The sequence below is a fragment of the Nocardia sp. CA-145437 genome, from assembly GCF_050956485.1.
In the GTDB taxonomy this organism is placed as follows: domain Bacteria; phylum Actinomycetota; class Actinomycetes; order Mycobacteriales; family Mycobacteriaceae; genus Nocardia.
Genome location: NZ_CP191204.1, coordinates 884,487 through 901,139 on the forward strand (window position 1 = coordinate 884,487; position 16,653 = coordinate 901,139).

Below are 16,653 nucleotides of genomic sequence, written 5' to 3' on the forward strand. Positions count from 1 at the left end.
CTATGTTGATGCCCCGCAAGGTCAAGCACCGTAAGCAGCACCACCCCGGCCGTTCCGGCATGGCGAAGGGCGGCACCGCGGTGACGTTCGGTGAGTACGGCATCCAGGCTCTCGAGCCGGCCTACGTCACCAACCGTCAGATCGAGTCGGCTCGTATCGCGATGACCCGCCACATCAAGCGTGGCGGCAAGGTCTGGATCAACATCTACCCGGACCGCCCGCTCACCAAGAAGCCGGCCGAAACCCGCATGGGTTCCGGTAAGGGTTCGCCGGAGTGGTGGATCGCGAACGTCAAGCCCGGACGCGTCATGTTCGAGCTGTCGTACCCGACCGAGGAGATCGCTCGTGAGGCCCTGCGCCGCGCGATGCACAAGCTCCCGATGAAGTGCCGGATCGTGACCAGGGAGGAGCAGTTCTGATGGCTACCGCCAACCCGACTGCAGAGCTCCGCGAGCTCGACAATGAGGCGCTCGTCGCCAAGCTGCGCGAGTCCAAGGAAGAGCTGTTCAACCTGCGCTTCCAGATGGCGACCGGTCAGTTGCAGAACAACCGCCGCCTGCGCGTGGTCCGCCACGAGATCGCGCGCATCTACACGGTCATGCGCGAGCGCGAGCTCGGCCTGGCCTCCGGTCCTGAAGGCAAGGGAGACGCCGCATGAGCGACGTAAAGGGCCCGGCCAAGACGCCGGCCAACCAGGAGGAGCGGGGCCAGCGCAAGACGCGCATCGGCTACGTCGTCTCCGACAAGATGACCAAGACCATCGTGGTCGAGCTGGAAGATCGCGTGAAGCACAAGCTTTACGGCAAGATCATCCGCACCACCTCGAAGGTGAAGGCTCACGACGAGAACGAGATCGCCGGCATCGGCGACCGCGTGCAGCTGATGGAGACCCGTCCGCTGTCCGCCACCAAGCGGTGGCGTCTGGTCGAGGTCCTGGAGAAGGCCAAGTAGCCTGCTCCATGACTTGAACCAAGTCATTGATCACCGGTCCGCTTCCCTGTGGGGAAGCGGACCGGTGTGTTTTCGGGGGGAGAGTGCGGGAACCGCTTGCCATTCGGGAAGCGGTTCCTTTCTTTTTGTCCGGGTACTGGCCGGTAATGCCAAACCTGGGCGAGTGTGACCAAACTGAAACCCCATATGTCCAAATGGAATTGGCGTGTCGCCCGGCAGAAGCGTTAGCGTGTACGAGCTATGAGGGATGCTGCGACAACAACTTCCGGGGCTTGGCGGATCGACGACCGGACCGCGGTGACTTTCCGCGACGCGGCCGTGGCCTGGTCCCTGGCCGCCCACGAGGTACTGGCCGAATGTGCTTCCGGCTACGGACATTTCGTCACAGTGAACGAACTGGCCGAGCGTGTTCAGGAGATGTCGGGCATTCGCACCGACGCGCCGACCCGCACCTGGATGGACGCCATCCTGCGCAAGGTCGCGCGGCGCTGCCACAATGCCGGCGAGCCGCCGCTGACCGCCCTGTGTGTCAAGCAGAATCACAAGGTCAGTGACAGCTACAAGTACGTGCTGGAGCTGGCGCATCTGCCGGTTCCCGCCGATCTCGAGGTGCATGCCGCGTACGCCCGGTGGCAGTGCTACGCCGCCTACGGCGCGGACATCCCGACCGACGGTGGCATTCCGCCGCTGATTCCGCGCAATGGCGGCGCGCCGCGCCGGGTCACCGCGGCGGCCGCGGCGCCGGTGGCCAAGCCGGAGCCGGAGGCGCGGAAGGCCGTGTGTGTCAACTGTTTCACCGAGCTCCCGGCCAATGGTGTCTGCTACTACTGCTGAGAATTCCGGCACTGCTGACAATTCCTGCTGAGCAGACGTTCCGGACCGATCATTCTCGAGGGCCTGTTCCACCCGCTGCCGGCCTCGGCGGCGTATCCGGATTCGGATACGGCTAATCGAGCGCGATCGGTGAGTCTGCATGCTCGACAATGTTTTACCGATCGCCATTGTTGGAGTCGGCCCCCGAGGTCTGAATGTTTTCGAACGTGTTTGCGCCAATGCTCGCCAATTAGGTATCACCGCCGGCGTCGAGCTGGTGGTCACCGACTCGAATAGGGTCGGCACCGGCTCGGTCCGGCGGACCGACCCGTCGTCGCACCTGCTCATGAACACCGTCGCCGAGCAGGTCATGATATTCACCGACGACACCGTCGAGATGGCGGGTCCGGTCGAACGGGGCCCCGCCTCTACGAGTAGTCGAACTTCCTGGCCAAGATCGGCAGTTTCGCGGGGCTGCCCACCGCCGCCTTCGGTGCGGCCATGCGAATTTCCCCCGCCACCTATCCCCGCGCGCCCACTACGGCCGTTACCTGCGCTGGGCATTCGAACGTACCCATGATCGATACGCCGAATGAGTGCGGGTCGGCGAAATCGTGGCAACCGTGGTGGATATGCGCGACGGCCCCGGCGGTTTCCAGGACTGTGAGGTCCTGTCCGGGGCCGGTGAGTTCCTACTTGGGGCCGAAGAGGTTCTTGGGCGGACGGTTGCTGGCGGCGCGGCGCGCGGCGTCCTTCTCCTTGACCCGTTCGGCTTCCTTGCGGACGGCCACCAGGTTCTCGCGTTCGCGGACCAGCCATTCCGGCGGGTCGGCGAGGAGGGCGGTGATCTCCTCGGCGGTGAGTGCGTCGGACACCCCCGCGCGGCCCAGGCCGGAGTTGGAGATGCCGAGTTTCCGGGCCACCACGTCGCGCGGGAACGGGCCGTTGGCGTACAGGTCGGTCAGCCACTGCGGCGGGTTGGCGCGCAGTTCCTCGAGCTGGGCGCGGGTGATGGGTGAGCTCTGGAACTCCTCCGGGGTAGCCGGGAGGTAGATGCCGAGTTTGTTCGCCGCGGTCAGCGGCTTCATGGTCTGGGTGTTCTTGTCCGGGCTCACCCGTCCAGCGTATCGGGCGGGTGGGGAGAACCCGCTGGCCGGTGCAATAACCTGGACCCCATGACAGGTCAGGGCCGGTTGGAGTCCATCGACGTGACGCGCCTGCGCTGGTTCGTCGCGGTTGCCGAGGAATTGCACTTCGCCCGGGCGGCGCGTGGCCTGGGCATTTCCCGGCAGCGTTTGAGCGGCACGGTCATCGAGCTGGAGGAAGAGCTCGAGACCAAGCTGTTCGTGCCGGGCGCGCAGCCGACCCAGTTGAGCGAGGACGGTCGCGCGGTGCTGGAGCAGGCCCGGGCGCTGATCGCGGCCGCCCCGCCGGAACCGGTCGCCGCGCCGGAGGTGGTGGATCGCCTGCGCGTCGGTTTCGTCCCGGGCGTGACCGTCACCAAGTGGGAGCGCATCTGGGGTGAGCGTTTCCCCGAGGTCGCCCTCGACCTGATCCCGGTGCCGATGAAGGAGCAGGAGACGGCGCTGCGCACGGACGCGGTCGACATGTGCTTCGTGCGCCTGCCCATCGACCGCGACGGCATGAGCGCGATCCCGCTCTACCGGGAGGTCCCGGTGGTCGTGGTCCCCAAGGACCACCCGATCGCCCTGTTCGATCAGGTCGCCACCGCGGATCTGGCCGACGAGCGCATGCAGGACGCCGCCGACCTGGACGACGCGGCCATGACCATGGAACTGGTGGCCGCGGTGAGCGGCGCCGCCATCGTCCCCCATTCGATCGCCCGCCTGCACCACCGCAAGGACCTGGTCTATCGCACGGTCACCGATGTGCCCGAGACCGAGATCGCGCTGGCCTGGCCCGCCGCCGCCACCACCGAACTGGTGGAGGAGTTCGTCGGCGTGGTCCGCGGCCGTTCCCAGCGCAGTTCCCGGTCGCCGTCGGGCCAGCAGCCGGACAAACAGGCCAAGCAGCAGTCCGCGCCGAAGCGCAAGCCCGCCCCCGCGAAAAAGCCCGCGGCCGCGGCCAAGTCGAAGCAGGGGGCCGCGCGGAAGCCGGGTAAGCGGCGCGGTCGCTGACCGGTTCAGGGGTCGACCTGGAGAAATCTCAGGGTCGACTCAGGGTTGCTCTATACGTATACGTCTACTTATAGTGACGTAAGACGGTGTTCCGCCGTCGGGAATCGCTGAGATCGATTGCGGCGCACCGGATGTGAGTTCCGGGGTGTCGTGTCGTACACGCATGCCCATATAAGCATCTACGAATGATTCGGAGCGTCTCATGGCCCTCGAAATGGACAAGCCCGCCACCGACCTGGTCCCGGATTCGCAGCCCGAGGGCATGCGCGAGATCACCCTCCGCGTCGGCCCCGGCGGCGGCCGCACCCAGCGCTTCGTCGGCCGCTCGCTGGCCGACGGTCGCAAGGTCACCGGGGAGGGCAGCGAATCGGTCCAGGTCTTCCTGAGTCGCAAGGGAAAGCTGGTCGTGCACCGGCACTTCCTCGATTGGACCGACTTCGCGCGGGCCACCAGGACGGTCGCGGAGGAACGGAAGGACGAGTACCTCACCGTCCGGAAGGGTTCCGATCGGTCGGATCTCTCGCTGATGGCGGAATGGCTCAAAGGATTTGGGGGGTGGCGGGAATTCCTTCAGTTGGGTAAGGATGGATACGGCGACTTCACCGTCGACATCGTGGACTCGCCGGGGGAATTGCGTGATCTTGTTCCGGCGAAGGTCTACCGGATCGTCGCCGATGCGCTGGAGAACCCGGCATCCCAGGTCCTCGACATCTGAATAGCGCGGCCGAAACCCCGAAAGGACTTCTCCCGCATGTTCTCCGGACTAGGACGCCTGGTCGTCCGCTTTCCGTGGCTGGTGATCGGCGCATGGCTGATCGCGATCGTGGCGGTCGTCGCCACGGCCCCCAAGCTCACGGCCACCACCGAGCAATCAGACTTCCTGCCTTCGCACTACGAATCCGTCCAGGCGATGGAGTTGCAGCAGAAGGCCTTTCCCAACAGCAACACCCCGGCCGCGCTGATCGTCTTCGAGCGCTCCGACGGGGCCCCGCTGACCGATCAGGACACCGCTGTCATCTCGTCGGCCGCGACCAAGCTGTCGGACAAGCACATCAAGGACGTCACCGCTGTTCAGGCGCTGCCGCCGTCGCAGACCAAGGCGATCGGCGTGGTCGCGGTCGCCATGGAGAAGGCGGCCGACGCGGCGGCCAAGAACCAGACCGACGCCGTCAAGGCGCTGCGTGACGCTCTGAAGGAGCAGGTGTCCGGCACCGATCTGAAGGCCGGCGTCACCGGCACCGCGGCCCAGATGCTGGATCAGCAGGATTCCAGTGAGAAGGGCCTGGCCATCATCGGCATCGCGACCGTGGTGCTGATCCTGGTGCTGCTGCTGGTCATCTTCCGCAGTCCGATCATCGCCTTGCTGCCGATCATCGTGATCGGGATGGTGTCCGCGCTGGCGAACGGCGTGATCGCCTCGGCCAGTGCGGCATTCGACCTGAAGATCGACAACTCGGTGCAGTCGCTGCTGGTCGTGGTGCTGTTCGGCGTCGGCACCGATTACATCCTGTTCCTGATGTTCCGCTTCCGGGAGCGCCTGCGCGCCGGGGAGGACCCGAAGACGGCCATGGTCAGTTCGGTCGAGCGGGTCGGCGAGGCCATCACCTCGGCCGCGGCGGCGGTGATCATCGCCTTCGGCGCGCTCACCCTGTCCACCCTGGGCATGTTCCGGTCGATGGGCATCGCGCTGGCCATCGCGGTGGCGGTGGCGCTGCTGGCGGGTCTGACCCTGGTCCCGGCCATCGTCTCGCTGTTGGGCACCAAGGTGTTCTGGCCGTCGAAGGCCTGGCAGACCGAACCCGAGGGCGCGCGGTTCCGGGCGGTCGGCAATGCGCTGGGCAAGCGTCCGGCGGTGTTCGCCGCGGTCTCCGGCGGCGTGCTGCTGGTGCTGGGCGTCTTCGCGCTGGGCTTCAACCCGACCTTCGATCTGAGCTCCGGTTCGACTTCGAACGCGGCCGAATCCACCGTGTACGGCAAGGAATTGCTCAAGGGCATGCCCGCGGGCAGCACCCAGCCGTCACAGGTCTACCTGCGCGCCGAGCAGGGGACGCTGAACCAGGGTGAGCTCGACGCCTTCCGGACGGCGCTCACCGGCGTGAGCGGTGTGGGCCAGGTGTCGCCGGCGACGCTGTCGAAGGACAGCGCGGTGGCCGAGTTCCAGGTGACCCTCGCCGACAAGCCGGAATCCGATGCCGCGCTGGAGACCGTGAAGGGTCCGCTGCGCGATACCGCGCATGCCTCGGCCCCGGTCGGCACCACCGCGGTGGTGGGCGGTATGACCTCGGTGTTCGTCGACTTCCAGCACGCCATGAACCGTGACTACATGGTGGTGTTCCCGGTCGCGGGCATCCTGATCATGATCGTGCTGGCGCTGCTGCTGCGCAGTGTGGTCGCGCCCTGGTACCTGATGGCCTCGGTGTTCCTGGGCTTCGCGGCGACGCTGGGTTCGGCGGTGCTGGTGTTCCAGCGCATCCAGGGCGAGCAGGGTCTGATCTTCCAATTGCCGTTGATCATGTACCTGTTCGTGGTGGCGCTGGGCACCGACTACAACATCCTCATGGTGGCCCGTTTGCGGGAGGAGGCCCGCGAGGGCAACGATCCGCACGCCGCCGCGGCGCTGGCGGTGCGGCACACGGGTCCGACGGTGGCGGCGGCCGGTGTCATCCTGGCGGGCACCTTCGCCTCCATGATGCTGGCGGGCAATTCGGTGCTCTCCCAGATGGGTTTCGCGATCTCGCTGGGTATCACCATCGCGGCGTTCGTCATGGCGATGTTCTTCACGCCCGCGGTGACGGCTCTGGTCGGCCGCTTCGCCTGGTGGCCCGGACACGGCGGGGATGCCGAACAACCGCAGGTGTGGGACACCGAATGGTCGGAAACCGATGTGGTGAGCGGACAATCGCGCCACTGAGGTTCGAATAGGTAGCCGAATGGACCGGCCCGCTTCTCCTTTCGAGAAGCGGGCCGGTTCGCTGCTGCACGACGTGCCGCTTGATCGACAACCGCCGCGAGTCCAGTGCCGGGTCGCGATCCGGGGTGGGAACACCCGGCCTGATCAGGTCTGACAGAAACACGTTTCACTTTTTTCGCGAAAGTGCCTCGCGCTGAACTGGACAACCGATACAGTTCGGCCCGACGCACAGACTCGGTTCGGCGTGGCCCAACCCGCCGAACCGACCCCGGGCCGGCTGACCATAATCCTCTGTTCCCAGGTCAGCCGGCCTCCTCTTCTTTCGCCGGAGGGGCCGCCGCTAGCGCACGGTCACGTGCCACACCACCGCGGCGGCCAGCGCGCCCGCGCCGTTCACCGCCCAGTGCAGCGCGATCGGCGCGAGCAGGCTCCCGCTGCGCCGCCGCAGCCAGGTGAAGACCATGCCCGCCCCGGCCGTCGCCAGCACCGCGAGCCCGATCCCGAGGATCTGCCCGGCCGGGCCGCTGCCCAGGAATCCGGTGAGGCCCTTGTTGCCGCTGGTCAATCCCAGTGACGAGGCGATGTGCCAGAGCCCGAACAACATCGACCCGGCGGCGAACACGCCGCGCGCGCCGACCACGCGGTCCAGCGTGCCGTGCAGCACCCCGCGGAAGGCCAGCTCTTCCGGAATCGCGGTCTGCAGGGGGATGACGATCATGGACGCGATGAGCGCGCCCGAGACCGCGGCATAGCGGTCGTTCAGGAAGAACGGCCGGGTGACGGGCAGGGCCGCGCCGATGGCCACGGCCGCCAGCACCACGCCCACGGCCGCCAGCGCCCAGAGCGAGCCGCGCCGCCACTGCGAGGGGGAGAGTCCCAGCTCCGCCCAGCCCAGTCCGCGACGCCGGACCATGGCCACCAGCACCACCGCGGCAATCGGCACCGAGAGGATGCTGGCCCACTGGTTGGTGAAGTGCGCGATGAGGTTGGTGCAGGTCAAGACGATGACAACGACGGCAACGTCCACATAGGCGTGCAGCTTGTGGCCGGGCGGGGTGGGCGCTTCCGGCAGTGCCACCGCCGCGCCGTTATCGTTTCGAGACATCCTGGCCAGTGTACGAGCGAATTCTTGGAATCCGCTTCGATTGTGGTTAATCGCTCGCCCAGCCCGCGTGGTCGTCCCAGGCCCGCAGGGTGCGCGCGGTTTCGAAACGCCGGGGCTCGCGGGTGACGGGGTCGGGGAACTCCAGCGCCGATGCCAGCAACTGCAGCGGCCGCGTGTAATTGTCGACCGGCTTGTCGGTGAGCTCGGGATAGAAGTCGTCGCCCAGGATCGGGATCCCGAGGCTGTTCATATGGATGCGGATCTGATGGGTGCGTCCGGTCCGGGGCCGCACCCGGTAGCGGCCCAGCCCGTCCCGGTGGTCGAGGAGTTCGATCAGTGTCTCGGCATTGGGCTCGCCCTCGGTCTCGTAGGCCTTGAGCACCTGCCGTTCCTTGACGATGCGGCTGACGACCGTGCGCGGCAGGTCCAGGCTGGGATCGAAGCGTGCGATGGCCTCGTACTCCTTGTGGACCAGGCGGTTGTGGAACATGGTCTGGTACGCCCCGCGCCGAGCCGGATTGATGATGAAGAGCACGAGTCCGGCGGTCACCCGGTCCAGCCGGTGCGCGGGCACCAGATCCGGCAGGTCCAGATCGCGGCGCAGCTTCACCAGGGCGGTCTGCAGGATGTGCTGGCCGCGGGGGATGGTCGAGAGGAAGTGCGGTTTGTCCACGATCAGGATGTCCTCGTCGCGGTGGACGATGCCGATCGGGAAGGGGACCTCGGTCTCCTCGGGCAGATCGCGGTGGAACCACACCGCGCCGCCGGGCACGTAGGGGGTGTCGAGGGCGATGGGTCCCGCCAGGTCCACGATGCCGCCCTCGCGCAGCAGTTCGTCGATGCGTTCGGGCCGGACCCGGGGCAGCCGTTCCACGAGGTGGTCGCGGATGGTCGCCCAGTCGCCCTCCTCGGGTAGCCGCAACCGGGCCGGATCCAATCCGTGCCGCTTCGGTAGCGGTGGTTGCTGCCTGCGTCTCACCTGGGAAACCCTAGCCCCCGGGTATGTCCGGATTGCGGGGTACGGTGGGCCGACGCCCGGAATGTCCGGGTCAGCGCCGTGATCGGGGGTCTCGTGTATCCGAACGACCAACAGCCTCAGGGTGTGCCGGGCCAGCCCGGTCAGCCGCAGCCGGGCCAGTACGGCTATCCGCAGCCCGGGCAGCCGGAATACGGCCAGCCCGCGTATGGACAGCCGGACTACGGACAGCAGCAGCCCTTCTACGGTCAGCCCGACTACGGCCAGCCTCAGCCCGCGTACGGCCAGCCGGAATACGGCCAGCCCGGGTATCAGCCGATGCCGCCCGGCTATCCGGTGGCGCCGCCGCCCGCGCAGGGTACCAATGGTTTCGCGATCGCCGCGCTGATCTTCGGTCTGCTCGGGACCTGTCTGCTCGCCATCCCGTTCGGCGTCATCGCGCTGAATCAGACCAAGCAGCGCAATCAGGCCGGTCGGGGTCTGGCCATCGCCGGTCTGATCGCCTCGGGTCTGTGGGTCGTGTTCGCTGTGGTCATCGTGGCCATCGCGGCGGTGACCGATTCGAACACCACGGCGTCGCAGGACAATACGACCCGCACCTCGGCCCTGTCGGATTCGCCGACCTCCATCTCCATCGACGAGGTGAAGACCGGTGACTGCGTGCAGACGGTGGAGGAGAACAACCACATCCGCAAGGTGACCGTGCTGTCCTGCGATTCCCCGCACGACGGCGAGGTGATCACCCAGGTGCACCTGCCGGGTTCGTGGCCGGGTTCGGGTGACGCGTCCTTCGACAAGGCGAGCGAGGCCTGCCAGGTGCAGCTGGACAAGCTGCTGGCCTCGAGCCCGGTGGTCGAGCAGCTGGAGTCGTTCATCCTGTATCCGGCGAACGAGACCCAGTGGAACAAGTCGAACGGCCGCGCGACCTGCATGGTGCACAACGCGGACGGTTCGAAGTTGACCACGAAGGTGCCGCGCTGACCCTCGGTGTGGTCGTCAAGCAAAAGTTAGCCTAACCTATCTTCTCGCCGGTGTTCGTGGGAGCGCCGGACGGATGAAGGTGGAAGGCGGACTGATGACGGTCGAGTCACCGCCCGCGGTCGAGGCGGGCCCGGAGCCGAGCGGGCCCGACGCGAAGGCCGAGGCGAAAGCGCGGCGGCAGGCAGAAGCCGCCGCCCGCAAGGAGATCCTCGCGCCGGTGCGCGGGCCGCTCACGGCCGCCGGGCTGATCGTGGCCGTGGCCGCTGTCTGCTCGGTGGTCCCGTTCCTGCTGATCGTCTCGGCCTGCCGGGAGCTGCTGCGGGAGGTCCCCGACACCGATCGGGTGTGGCGGCTGCTGCTGATCGCGGTGCTGGTCCTGGTGGCCCGCGCGATCCTGCAGGCGGTCGCGTTGACCTGGTCGCACGCCGTGGACGCGCGCTATCAGCTGACCCTGCGCCGGTTGCTGGCCGACAAGCTGACCCGGGTGCCGCTGGGCTGGTTCGGCGCCCGCGCCTCCGCCGACGTGAAGAAGTACCTGCAGGACGACGTCGAGGCGCTGCACTATCTGGTGGCGCACGCGCGCCTGGACTTCATCGGTTCGGTGACCGCGCCGCTGGTGACCCTGGTGTACCTGGCCACCGTCGACTGGCGGTTGACCCTGGTCCTGCTGATCCCGCTGATCGTGTACGCGCTGTGCATGCGCGCCATGCTGGACGAGCCCGGCCGTGAGCGGCTGCTCGCCTACAACGCCGCCGAACAGCGCACCCGTGCCGCCACCGTGGAATTCGTGGACGGCATCCAGGTGGTGCGGGCCTTCGGGCGAGCGGGCAAGGCGCACAGCGAGTTCCGCGCGGCCGTCGAGGAGCAGACCGACCGGCTGCGGCGGCTGAAGCTGCCCGTCATGACGGTGCAGTCGATCTCGGACACCGTGGTCTCCCCGGTGTTCGTGATGCTGCTGGTCGTGGTGGCCGGGCTGGCGGGTGTCGGCCTGGATTGGCTGGAGCCCCTCGACCTGCTGCCCTTCCTGCTGGTCGGGCTGGGCCTGGGCAGTTCGCTGCTGGGCCTGGGCTACGGCACGCAGGCGCTGCGCACGGCCGGTGACGCCGCGCTGCGTCTGCACGAACTCATGCGGACCCCGGAATTGGCCTCCGGCACCGGGGAATCCGCGGCGCCGGACGTGCCCGCGGGCCTGATCCGTTTCGAGGGCGTGAGCTTCGGCTACCGCGCCGATCATCAGGTGCTGCGCGGCGTCGACCTCGAGCTGGCGCCCGGCACCATGACCGCCCTGGTGGGCCCGAGCGGCTCCGGCAAGTCCACGCTGGCCAAGCTGCTGCCGCGCTTCTACGACGTGGACAGCGGCCGGATCACCCTCGGCGGCAGGGACATTCGCGACATCCCGAGCGCGGAGCTGTATCGCACGGTCGGCTTCGTCTTCCAGGACGTGCGCCTGATCCGCGGCACCATCGCCGACAATCTGCGGCTGGCCCGCCCCGAGGCCGACCTCGCCGAGCTGGAACGCGCGGCGCGTGCCGCCCGGATCCACGACCGCATCACGGCGCTGCCGCGCGGCTACGACTCCGAGATCGGCGTGGACGTCGTGCTGTCCGGCGGTGAGGCGCAGCGGCTTTCGATCGCCCGCACGCTGCTGGCCGACACCCCGATCCTGGTGCTGGACGAGGCCACCGCCTTCGCCGACCCCGAATCCGAGGCCGCCGTCCAGGACGCGCTGGCCGAGCTGGTGGCGGGCCGCACGGTCCTGGTGATCGCGCACCGCCTGCACACCATCACCGGTGTGGACCGAATCCTGGTGCTGGAGAACGGAACCCTGGTCGAACAGGGCGACCACGCGAGCCTGCACGCCGCGGGCGGCCTGTACCAGCGGCTCTGGGAAATCAACGCGGCGGCCCTGGCCGATGTCGCGGCCACCGACCGTCCCGCTCAGCGGGTTCGCGCCGATGCCGAGGAGGCCCTCCGATGATCCGCAAGGTGCTCGGCCTGGTGCCGGGCGAATTCGCCGCGCTGACACCGCGATTGCTGCTGGCCATCGTGGCTCAGGCGTTGTCGCAGGCGGCCGCGTACGTGCTGCTGGTGCCCGTGCTGAAGGCCCTGTTCGCCCAGGATCTGGGCCGGGCCTGGTGGTGGACGCTGTGGCTGGCGCTGGCCGTGGCCGGGGTCGTGGTGTTCGGCTACCTGCAGTCGGTGCTGGGCTTGCGGGTCGGCGTGGGTATGCAGCACGGCCTGCAGACCCGGCTCGGTGATCATCTGAACGCGTTGCCGCTGGGCTGGTTCGACGACCGGCACGCGGGCGAGCTGTCGCGGGTGATGGTCGAGAACGTCCGCGAGGTGCAGGGCCTGATCGCCTATCTGCTGGCGAAGATGCTGACCGGCGTGCTGGTTCCGCTGGGTGTCGCGCTGGGCATGCTGTTCGTGGACTGGCGGATCTCGCTGGCCATGCTGGTGACCGCGCCGGTGCTGTTCCTGGTGAATCTGTGGGCCAACCGTTCCTATGTGACCGCCGACGAGCGCATGCACGAGGCCGCGACCGAGGCGAATGCCCGGGTGCTGGAATTCGCTCAGGCGCAGCCGATGCTGCGTTCGCTCGGGGCGGTCGGCGCCGGCAATCGGGCGCTGGACGCGGCCCTGGCGCGCCAGCGCACCGCCGCCAACGGTCTGCTCGTCGCGGCGGTTCCCGGTCTGATCGGTTTCGCGCTGGTGGTGCAGGCCGTCTTCCTGGTGCTGGTGTACCTGGTGGTGGGCCGGGCCACCGACGGCGCGATCTCGGCCGCCGCGGCGATCGCCCTGATCGCGGTGAGCGCGCGTTTCATCGAGCCGCTGACTCAGGCCGCCCAGCTGGGTGGCGCGTTGCGCACGGCCGCGGCCGCCGCCGACCGGGTGAGCGCGCTGCTGGCGGAACCGGGACTGGCACAGCCGGATTCGCCGGTCGAGCACGCTGCCGCGCGGGTCGAGTTCGACGGCGTCACCTTCGGTTACGGCCCGGGCAAGACGGTCCTGGAGGACATCTCGTTCACCGCCGCTCCCGGCACGACGACGGCCATCGTCGGTCCCAGCGGCGCGGGCAAGTCCACACTGCTGCGCCTGGCGGCCCGGTTCCACGACGCGGATTCGGGCCGGGTCTCGGTCGGCGGCCACGATGTCCGCGACCAGCCCGCCGAGTCGCTGCTGACCCGGCTGGCCCTGGTCTTCCAGAGCGTCTACCTCTTCGATCGCTCTGTGCTGGAGAACATTCGGGCGGGCCGCCCGGACGCCTCCGATGACGAGGTCCTCGCGGCCGCGCGCACCGCACGGGTGGACGAGATCGCCGAGCGCCTGCCCGACGGCTGGCAGACCGCGGTCGGTGAGGGCGGTTCGGCGCTGTCCGGTGGTGAGCGCCAGCGGGTTTCGATCGCGCGCGCCCTGGTCAAGGATGCCCCGATCGTGCTGCTGGACGAGGCGACCAGTGCGCTGGATCCGCACAACGAGGCGGCCGTGGTGCGCGGTGTGCACGAACTCACCCGGGGCCGGACGGTACTCGTGGTGGCGCACCGGCTGGCGACCATCGCGCACGCCGATCAGATCCTGTTCATGGATGCCGGACGCATCGTCGAGCGCGGCACCCACGCGGAGCTGATCGCCCTCGACGGCCGCTACGCCGCCTTCTGGAACGAGCGCACCCGGGCGTCGGGCTGGCGTCTGGCTCGGGTCTCCGCCTAGCGGAACGGCCCCGGATCCCTTGGGGTCCGGGGCCGTTCGTGCGGACGAACCAGCCGATCGTCAGAGGCCGCAGGGCATCGCGGCGGTGGCGAGGAGGCGGGAAGTACGAGGCATGTGTTCTGTCCGATCTTTTCGTCTCAGCGCTTCGCAACCGCTGTCGAGCAAGATAAGGTAAGGCTATGCAAACCTAAGGTGGTTGGCAGGTTGTGCGAGGCAGGCAACAGTTGAGCAACTGGGACGGAGAACCGGTGGAAACGCTTCTGGTGGTCGGAGCGGGGCCGAAAGCCCTGGCGGTAGCGGCCAAGTCACGGGTGCTGCGGGACCTGGGCCTGCCCGCGCCGCGGGTGACGGTCGTCGAAGCGCGGACGGTGGGCGGCAATTGGCTGCCGACCGGCGGCTGGACCGACGGACGCCACCGCCTGGGCACCAGCCCGGAGAAGGATGTCGGCTTCCCGTACCACTCCACCTGGGCCCGTGGCCGCAACCGCGAAATCGACGAGGCCATGCGGGCGTTCAGCTGGACCGCCTTCCTGGTCGAGCACGGCACCTACGCCGAGTGGATCGACCGCGGCCGTCCCAGCCCGCAGCATCACGTGTGGGCGAAGTACCTGGGGTGGGTGGCCAAGCGCTGCGATATGGACCTGGTCCAGGGCTCGGTGACCGGTATCGCCGCCGCGGCCGACGGCTGGCTGGTCTCGGTCACCGACGCCGACGGCGGGGTCGACGAGATCGATTGCGACGCCGTCATGATCACCGGCCCCGGCCGCAGCGACCGCGCCCTGGCCGAGCACCCGAAGGTGCTCAGCATCTCCGAGTTCTGGGACCTGGCGGGCCGCCGCGAGCTGCCGCCGTCCTCGCGCGTCGCGGTGATCGGCGGTGGCGAGACCGCGGGTTCGGCGCTGGACGAGCTGGTCAACCATGACATGCTGACGGTCTCGGTGATCTCGCCCAAGGCCACGCTGTACACCCGTGGGGAAAGCTATTTCGAGAACTCGCTCTACAGCGATCCGACCAAGTGGGCCGGGCTGGGCATGGCCGAGCGCCGGGATGTCATCCGGCGCACCGATCGCGGAGTGTTCTCGGTGCGCGTGCAGGAGAGCCTGCTGGGCGACAACCGGGTGCATCACTTGCAGGGCCGCGTCGTGAGCCTGGCCGAGCAGGACGATCGGGTCGCCCTGACCCTGCGCAACGATCTGCGCCCGGATCAGGTGCACACCTTCGATCTGGTGGTGGACGCCACGGGCGGGCAGCCGCTGTGGTTCCTGGATCTGTTCGATTCCGCCGCAACCGATCTGCTGGAGCTGGCGGTCGGCGGTCCGCTCGAGCACGGGCGGCTGGAGGCGGCCATCGGTTACGACCTGGCGGTGTCCGGGCTGGACGCCAAGCTGTATCTGCCGAATATGGCCGCCATGGCGCAGGGTCCGGGTTTCCCGAATCTCAGCTGCCTGGGCGAGCTGTCGGACCGGATCCTGCAGCCGGTGGTGAATCCCGGTCCGCGCTACCGGATCTCGGGCAGGTCCGCCGCGGTCCGCGGCAGCGTGTAGAGCGAGATCCGACGGTCCGGTCGAATGTCGAAGTCGCCGAGGTGCTGCCACCCGATCTTCTCCAACGCCTTCCGCATGGGGGCGTTGCGGTGATCGGGTTCGCAGAGCAGCCGGCGGCATTCGGGTTCGGCCGCCAGGACCGCCTGGCCGAGCTGCCGCATCCAGTCCGACATGACGCCGCGGCCCAGCAGATTGGTGTCCGCGGTGGCGATGTGGAAGCCCATGTCGTGGGCTTCGGCGTCGTAGAGGCGAGCGATCTCGTCCTTGGCGGGCCGGTACAACTCCACATAGGCGACCTCGCGATTGCCCAGGTCGGGCCGGTCGAGTGCGGTGAAGTCGTATTCGAGAACGCAGGGGCGGGAGAAGGTTCCGGCCAGCTGGGTCGCGCAGTCGAGGCGGCGGCGGTCGGCGTCCCAGGCCTGTTCCCAGGTCTCGAGCAGGTGCGGCCGGTGCATCCATTCGGTGATGGTCTCCGGATCGCCGGATTCGACGTCCACCAGGCGCAGCGTGAACGGCGCGGGGAACTCGGGCACCACGGGTGCGGGGGCGCTGCGGATGTGGTCCGGAAGGTCCGTGAGTTCGCGCGCGAGGACGTAGGTCGTCCGGTTCATCGCTGTGGCGCTCCGTTCGTCGGTTAGCTTGATCACCCTGATTGGTAAGGCTAGCCTATACTAACTAGGCGGTGTTACGGTTGCCCGGACATTGCAAGGGGGACAAGCAGAACCGGCGGCTGACGCGGTCGGGCGGGTCGTAGGAGAGCGGGAAAATGGCACGGGAACTCGGCTGGATCAGGCAATTTCAGGCCCCGAGTGCGGAATCCGCGCCACCGCTGCTGATCTTCCCGCACGCGGGTGCGGGCGCTTCGGCCTACCGGGTCTTCGCCAAGAAGATGGCCGCCGACTTCGATGTCGTGGTGTTCCAGTATCCCGGCCGCCAGGACCGCGCCCGCGAGGCCGCGGCCGAAACGCTGCAGGACATGGCCGCCGGAGCCTTCGAGGCCTTCCGGGACTCCGCGCACGACTCGGGTGCGCCGCTGACCATCTTCGGCCACAGCATGGGCGCGATCGTCGCCTTCGAATTCGCCCGGCTGGCCGAGGCCGCGGGGTTGACCGTGCAGTTGCTGGCCGCCTCCTCGGCCGCCGCTCCCGCGCGCATCGCCGATCTGCCGAACCACCCCACCGACGACGAGGCGCTGCTCGACCACATGTCGGCGCTCAACGGCACCGGCGCGGAGGTGCTGGGCAGTCGTGACGTGCTGCGCATGGCGCTGCCGGTGATGAAGGCCGACTACCGCGCCTTCGACGCCTACTCCTGCCCGGCCGAGGTCGCCGTGGACGCCCCCATTCACGTGCTCGGCGGCGACGAGGACGAATTCGTCGCGCCGCGTGACCTGTTCGCGTGGGAGGGCCACTCCCGCGCGAGCATCCGGGTCACCATGTTCGCGGGCGGCCACTTCTATCTGGACCAGCACGTGGACGGCATCGCCGAACTGCTCGTCGCGGAGAAGAGCGTCGTCGCGTGAC

The 16,653-nt window shown here is 68.3% G+C and carries 17 protein-coding genes; 13 read left to right on the plus strand and 4 right to left on the minus strand.

Going from position 1 to position 16,653, the window contains the following annotated elements; genetic code table 11:
* Positions 1–2 precede the first annotated feature (2 nt).
* The 5 genes from rplP (at position 3) to ACQPYY_RS03990 (ending at position 2,344) form a co-directional block, all read left to right on the plus strand.
* On the plus strand, positions 3–419 hold the full coding sequence (rplP, locus tag ACQPYY_RS03970; protein WP_213558068.1) for a 50S ribosomal protein L16: 417 nt from the start codon (positions 3–5) through the stop codon (positions 417–419).
* Complete coding sequence (gene rpmC / locus ACQPYY_RS03975; RefSeq protein ID WP_040804215.1) at positions 419–658, plus strand: 50S ribosomal protein L29; 240 nt, start codon at positions 419–421, stop codon at positions 656–658. The genes rplP and rpmC overlap by 1 nt, the downstream gene beginning before the upstream one ends.
* Positions 655–951, plus strand: a complete 297-nt coding sequence (gene rpsQ, locus ACQPYY_RS03980) for a 30S ribosomal protein S17 (protein WP_213558067.1) — start codon at positions 655–657, stop codon at positions 949–951. The genes rpmC and rpsQ overlap by 4 nt, the downstream gene beginning before the upstream one ends.
* Positions 952–1,191: 240 nt before the next feature.
* A complete protein-coding gene (locus ACQPYY_RS03985; protein WP_379105037.1) occupies positions 1,192–1,785 on the plus strand; it encodes a hypothetical protein in 594 nt (197 codons plus the stop codon).
* Between the two features lie 139 nt (positions 1,786–1,924).
* Positions 1,925–2,344, plus strand: coding sequence for an FAD/NAD(P)-binding protein (locus ACQPYY_RS03990; protein WP_433592780.1), 420 nt, complete (start codon positions 1,925–1,927; stop codon positions 2,342–2,344).
* Positions 2,345–2,456: 112 nt separating this feature from the next.
* Here the strand turns inward: ACQPYY_RS03990 and ACQPYY_RS03995 are convergent, their stop codons facing one another.
* Positions 2,457–2,879: a DUF5997 family protein gene (locus ACQPYY_RS03995; protein ID WP_357285076.1), complete on the minus strand. Its 423-nt coding sequence runs from the start codon at positions 2,877–2,879 to the stop codon at positions 2,457–2,459.
* Between the two features lie 60 nt (positions 2,880–2,939).
* On the opposite strand from ACQPYY_RS03995, the gene ACQPYY_RS04000 reads away from it, so the two are divergent.
* The 3 genes from ACQPYY_RS04000 to ACQPYY_RS04010 all read left to right on the plus strand — a co-directional run bounded on the left by ACQPYY_RS04000 (position 2,940) and on the right by ACQPYY_RS04010 (position 6,813).
* Positions 2,940–3,902, plus strand: coding sequence for a LysR family transcriptional regulator (locus ACQPYY_RS04000; RefSeq protein ID WP_433592781.1), 963 nt, complete (start codon positions 2,940–2,942; stop codon positions 3,900–3,902).
* Positions 3,903–4,104: 202 nt separating this feature from the next.
* Positions 4,105–4,617, plus strand: coding sequence for an EXLDI protein (locus tag ACQPYY_RS04005; protein WP_379105042.1), 513 nt, complete (start codon positions 4,105–4,107; stop codon positions 4,615–4,617).
* Between the two features lie 36 nt (positions 4,618–4,653).
* A complete protein-coding gene (locus ACQPYY_RS04010; RefSeq protein WP_433592782.1) occupies positions 4,654–6,813 on the plus strand; it encodes an MMPL family transporter in 2,160 nt (719 codons plus the stop codon).
* A gap of 340 nt (positions 6,814–7,153) precedes the next feature.
* Here the strand turns inward: ACQPYY_RS04010 and ACQPYY_RS04015 are convergent, their stop codons facing one another.
* Together ACQPYY_RS04015 and ACQPYY_RS04020 are read right to left on the minus strand one after the other, a co-directional pair.
* Positions 7,154–7,918: a CPBP family intramembrane glutamic endopeptidase gene (locus tag ACQPYY_RS04015; protein WP_379105046.1), complete on the minus strand. Its 765-nt coding sequence runs from the start codon at positions 7,916–7,918 to the stop codon at positions 7,154–7,156.
* 46 nt (positions 7,919–7,964) lie between these two features.
* Positions 7,965–8,897: a pseudouridine synthase gene (locus tag ACQPYY_RS04020; protein WP_433592783.1), complete on the minus strand. Its 933-nt coding sequence runs from the start codon at positions 8,895–8,897 to the stop codon at positions 7,965–7,967.
* Between the two features lie 123 nt (positions 8,898–9,020).
* On the opposite strand from ACQPYY_RS04020, the gene ACQPYY_RS04025 reads away from it, so the two are divergent.
* The 4 genes from ACQPYY_RS04025 to ACQPYY_RS04040 all read left to right on the plus strand — a co-directional run bounded on the left by ACQPYY_RS04025 (position 9,021) and on the right by ACQPYY_RS04040 (position 15,130).
* Positions 9,021–9,875 (plus strand): DUF4190 domain-containing protein, encoded by an 855-nt coding sequence (locus ACQPYY_RS04025; RefSeq protein ID WP_433592784.1) that lies wholly within the window; start codon positions 9,021–9,023, stop codon positions 9,873–9,875.
* 94 nt (positions 9,876–9,969) lie between these two features.
* Positions 9,970–11,853: an ABC transporter ATP-binding protein gene (locus ACQPYY_RS04030; protein ID WP_433592785.1), complete on the plus strand. Its 1,884-nt coding sequence runs from the start codon at positions 9,970–9,972 to the stop codon at positions 11,851–11,853.
* Positions 11,850–13,586 (plus strand): ABC transporter ATP-binding protein, encoded by a 1,737-nt coding sequence (locus tag ACQPYY_RS04035; protein WP_433592786.1) that lies wholly within the window; start codon positions 11,850–11,852, stop codon positions 13,584–13,586. Before ACQPYY_RS04030 ends, ACQPYY_RS04035 begins: the two co-directional genes overlap by 4 nt.
* A 248-nt stretch (positions 13,587–13,834) precedes the next feature.
* On the plus strand, positions 13,835–15,130 hold the full coding sequence (locus ACQPYY_RS04040; RefSeq protein ID WP_379105057.1) for a SidA/IucD/PvdA family monooxygenase: 1,296 nt from the start codon (positions 13,835–13,837) through the stop codon (positions 15,128–15,130).
* Here ACQPYY_RS04040 and ACQPYY_RS04045 read toward each other — a convergent pair.
* Positions 15,085–15,741, minus strand: coding sequence for a GNAT family N-acetyltransferase (locus tag ACQPYY_RS04045; protein ID WP_379105059.1), 657 nt, complete (start codon positions 15,739–15,741; stop codon positions 15,085–15,087). The genes ACQPYY_RS04040 and ACQPYY_RS04045 overlap by 46 nt on opposite strands.
* Positions 15,742–15,896: 155 nt before the next feature.
* On the opposite strand from ACQPYY_RS04045, the gene ACQPYY_RS04050 reads away from it, so the two are divergent.
* Positions 15,897–16,652 carry a thioesterase II family protein gene (locus tag ACQPYY_RS04050; protein WP_433592787.1) on the plus strand — a complete coding sequence of 252 codons (756 nt, stop codon included), beginning with the start codon at positions 15,897–15,899 and terminating at the stop codon, positions 16,650–16,652.
* Position 16,653 lies beyond the last annotated feature (1 nt).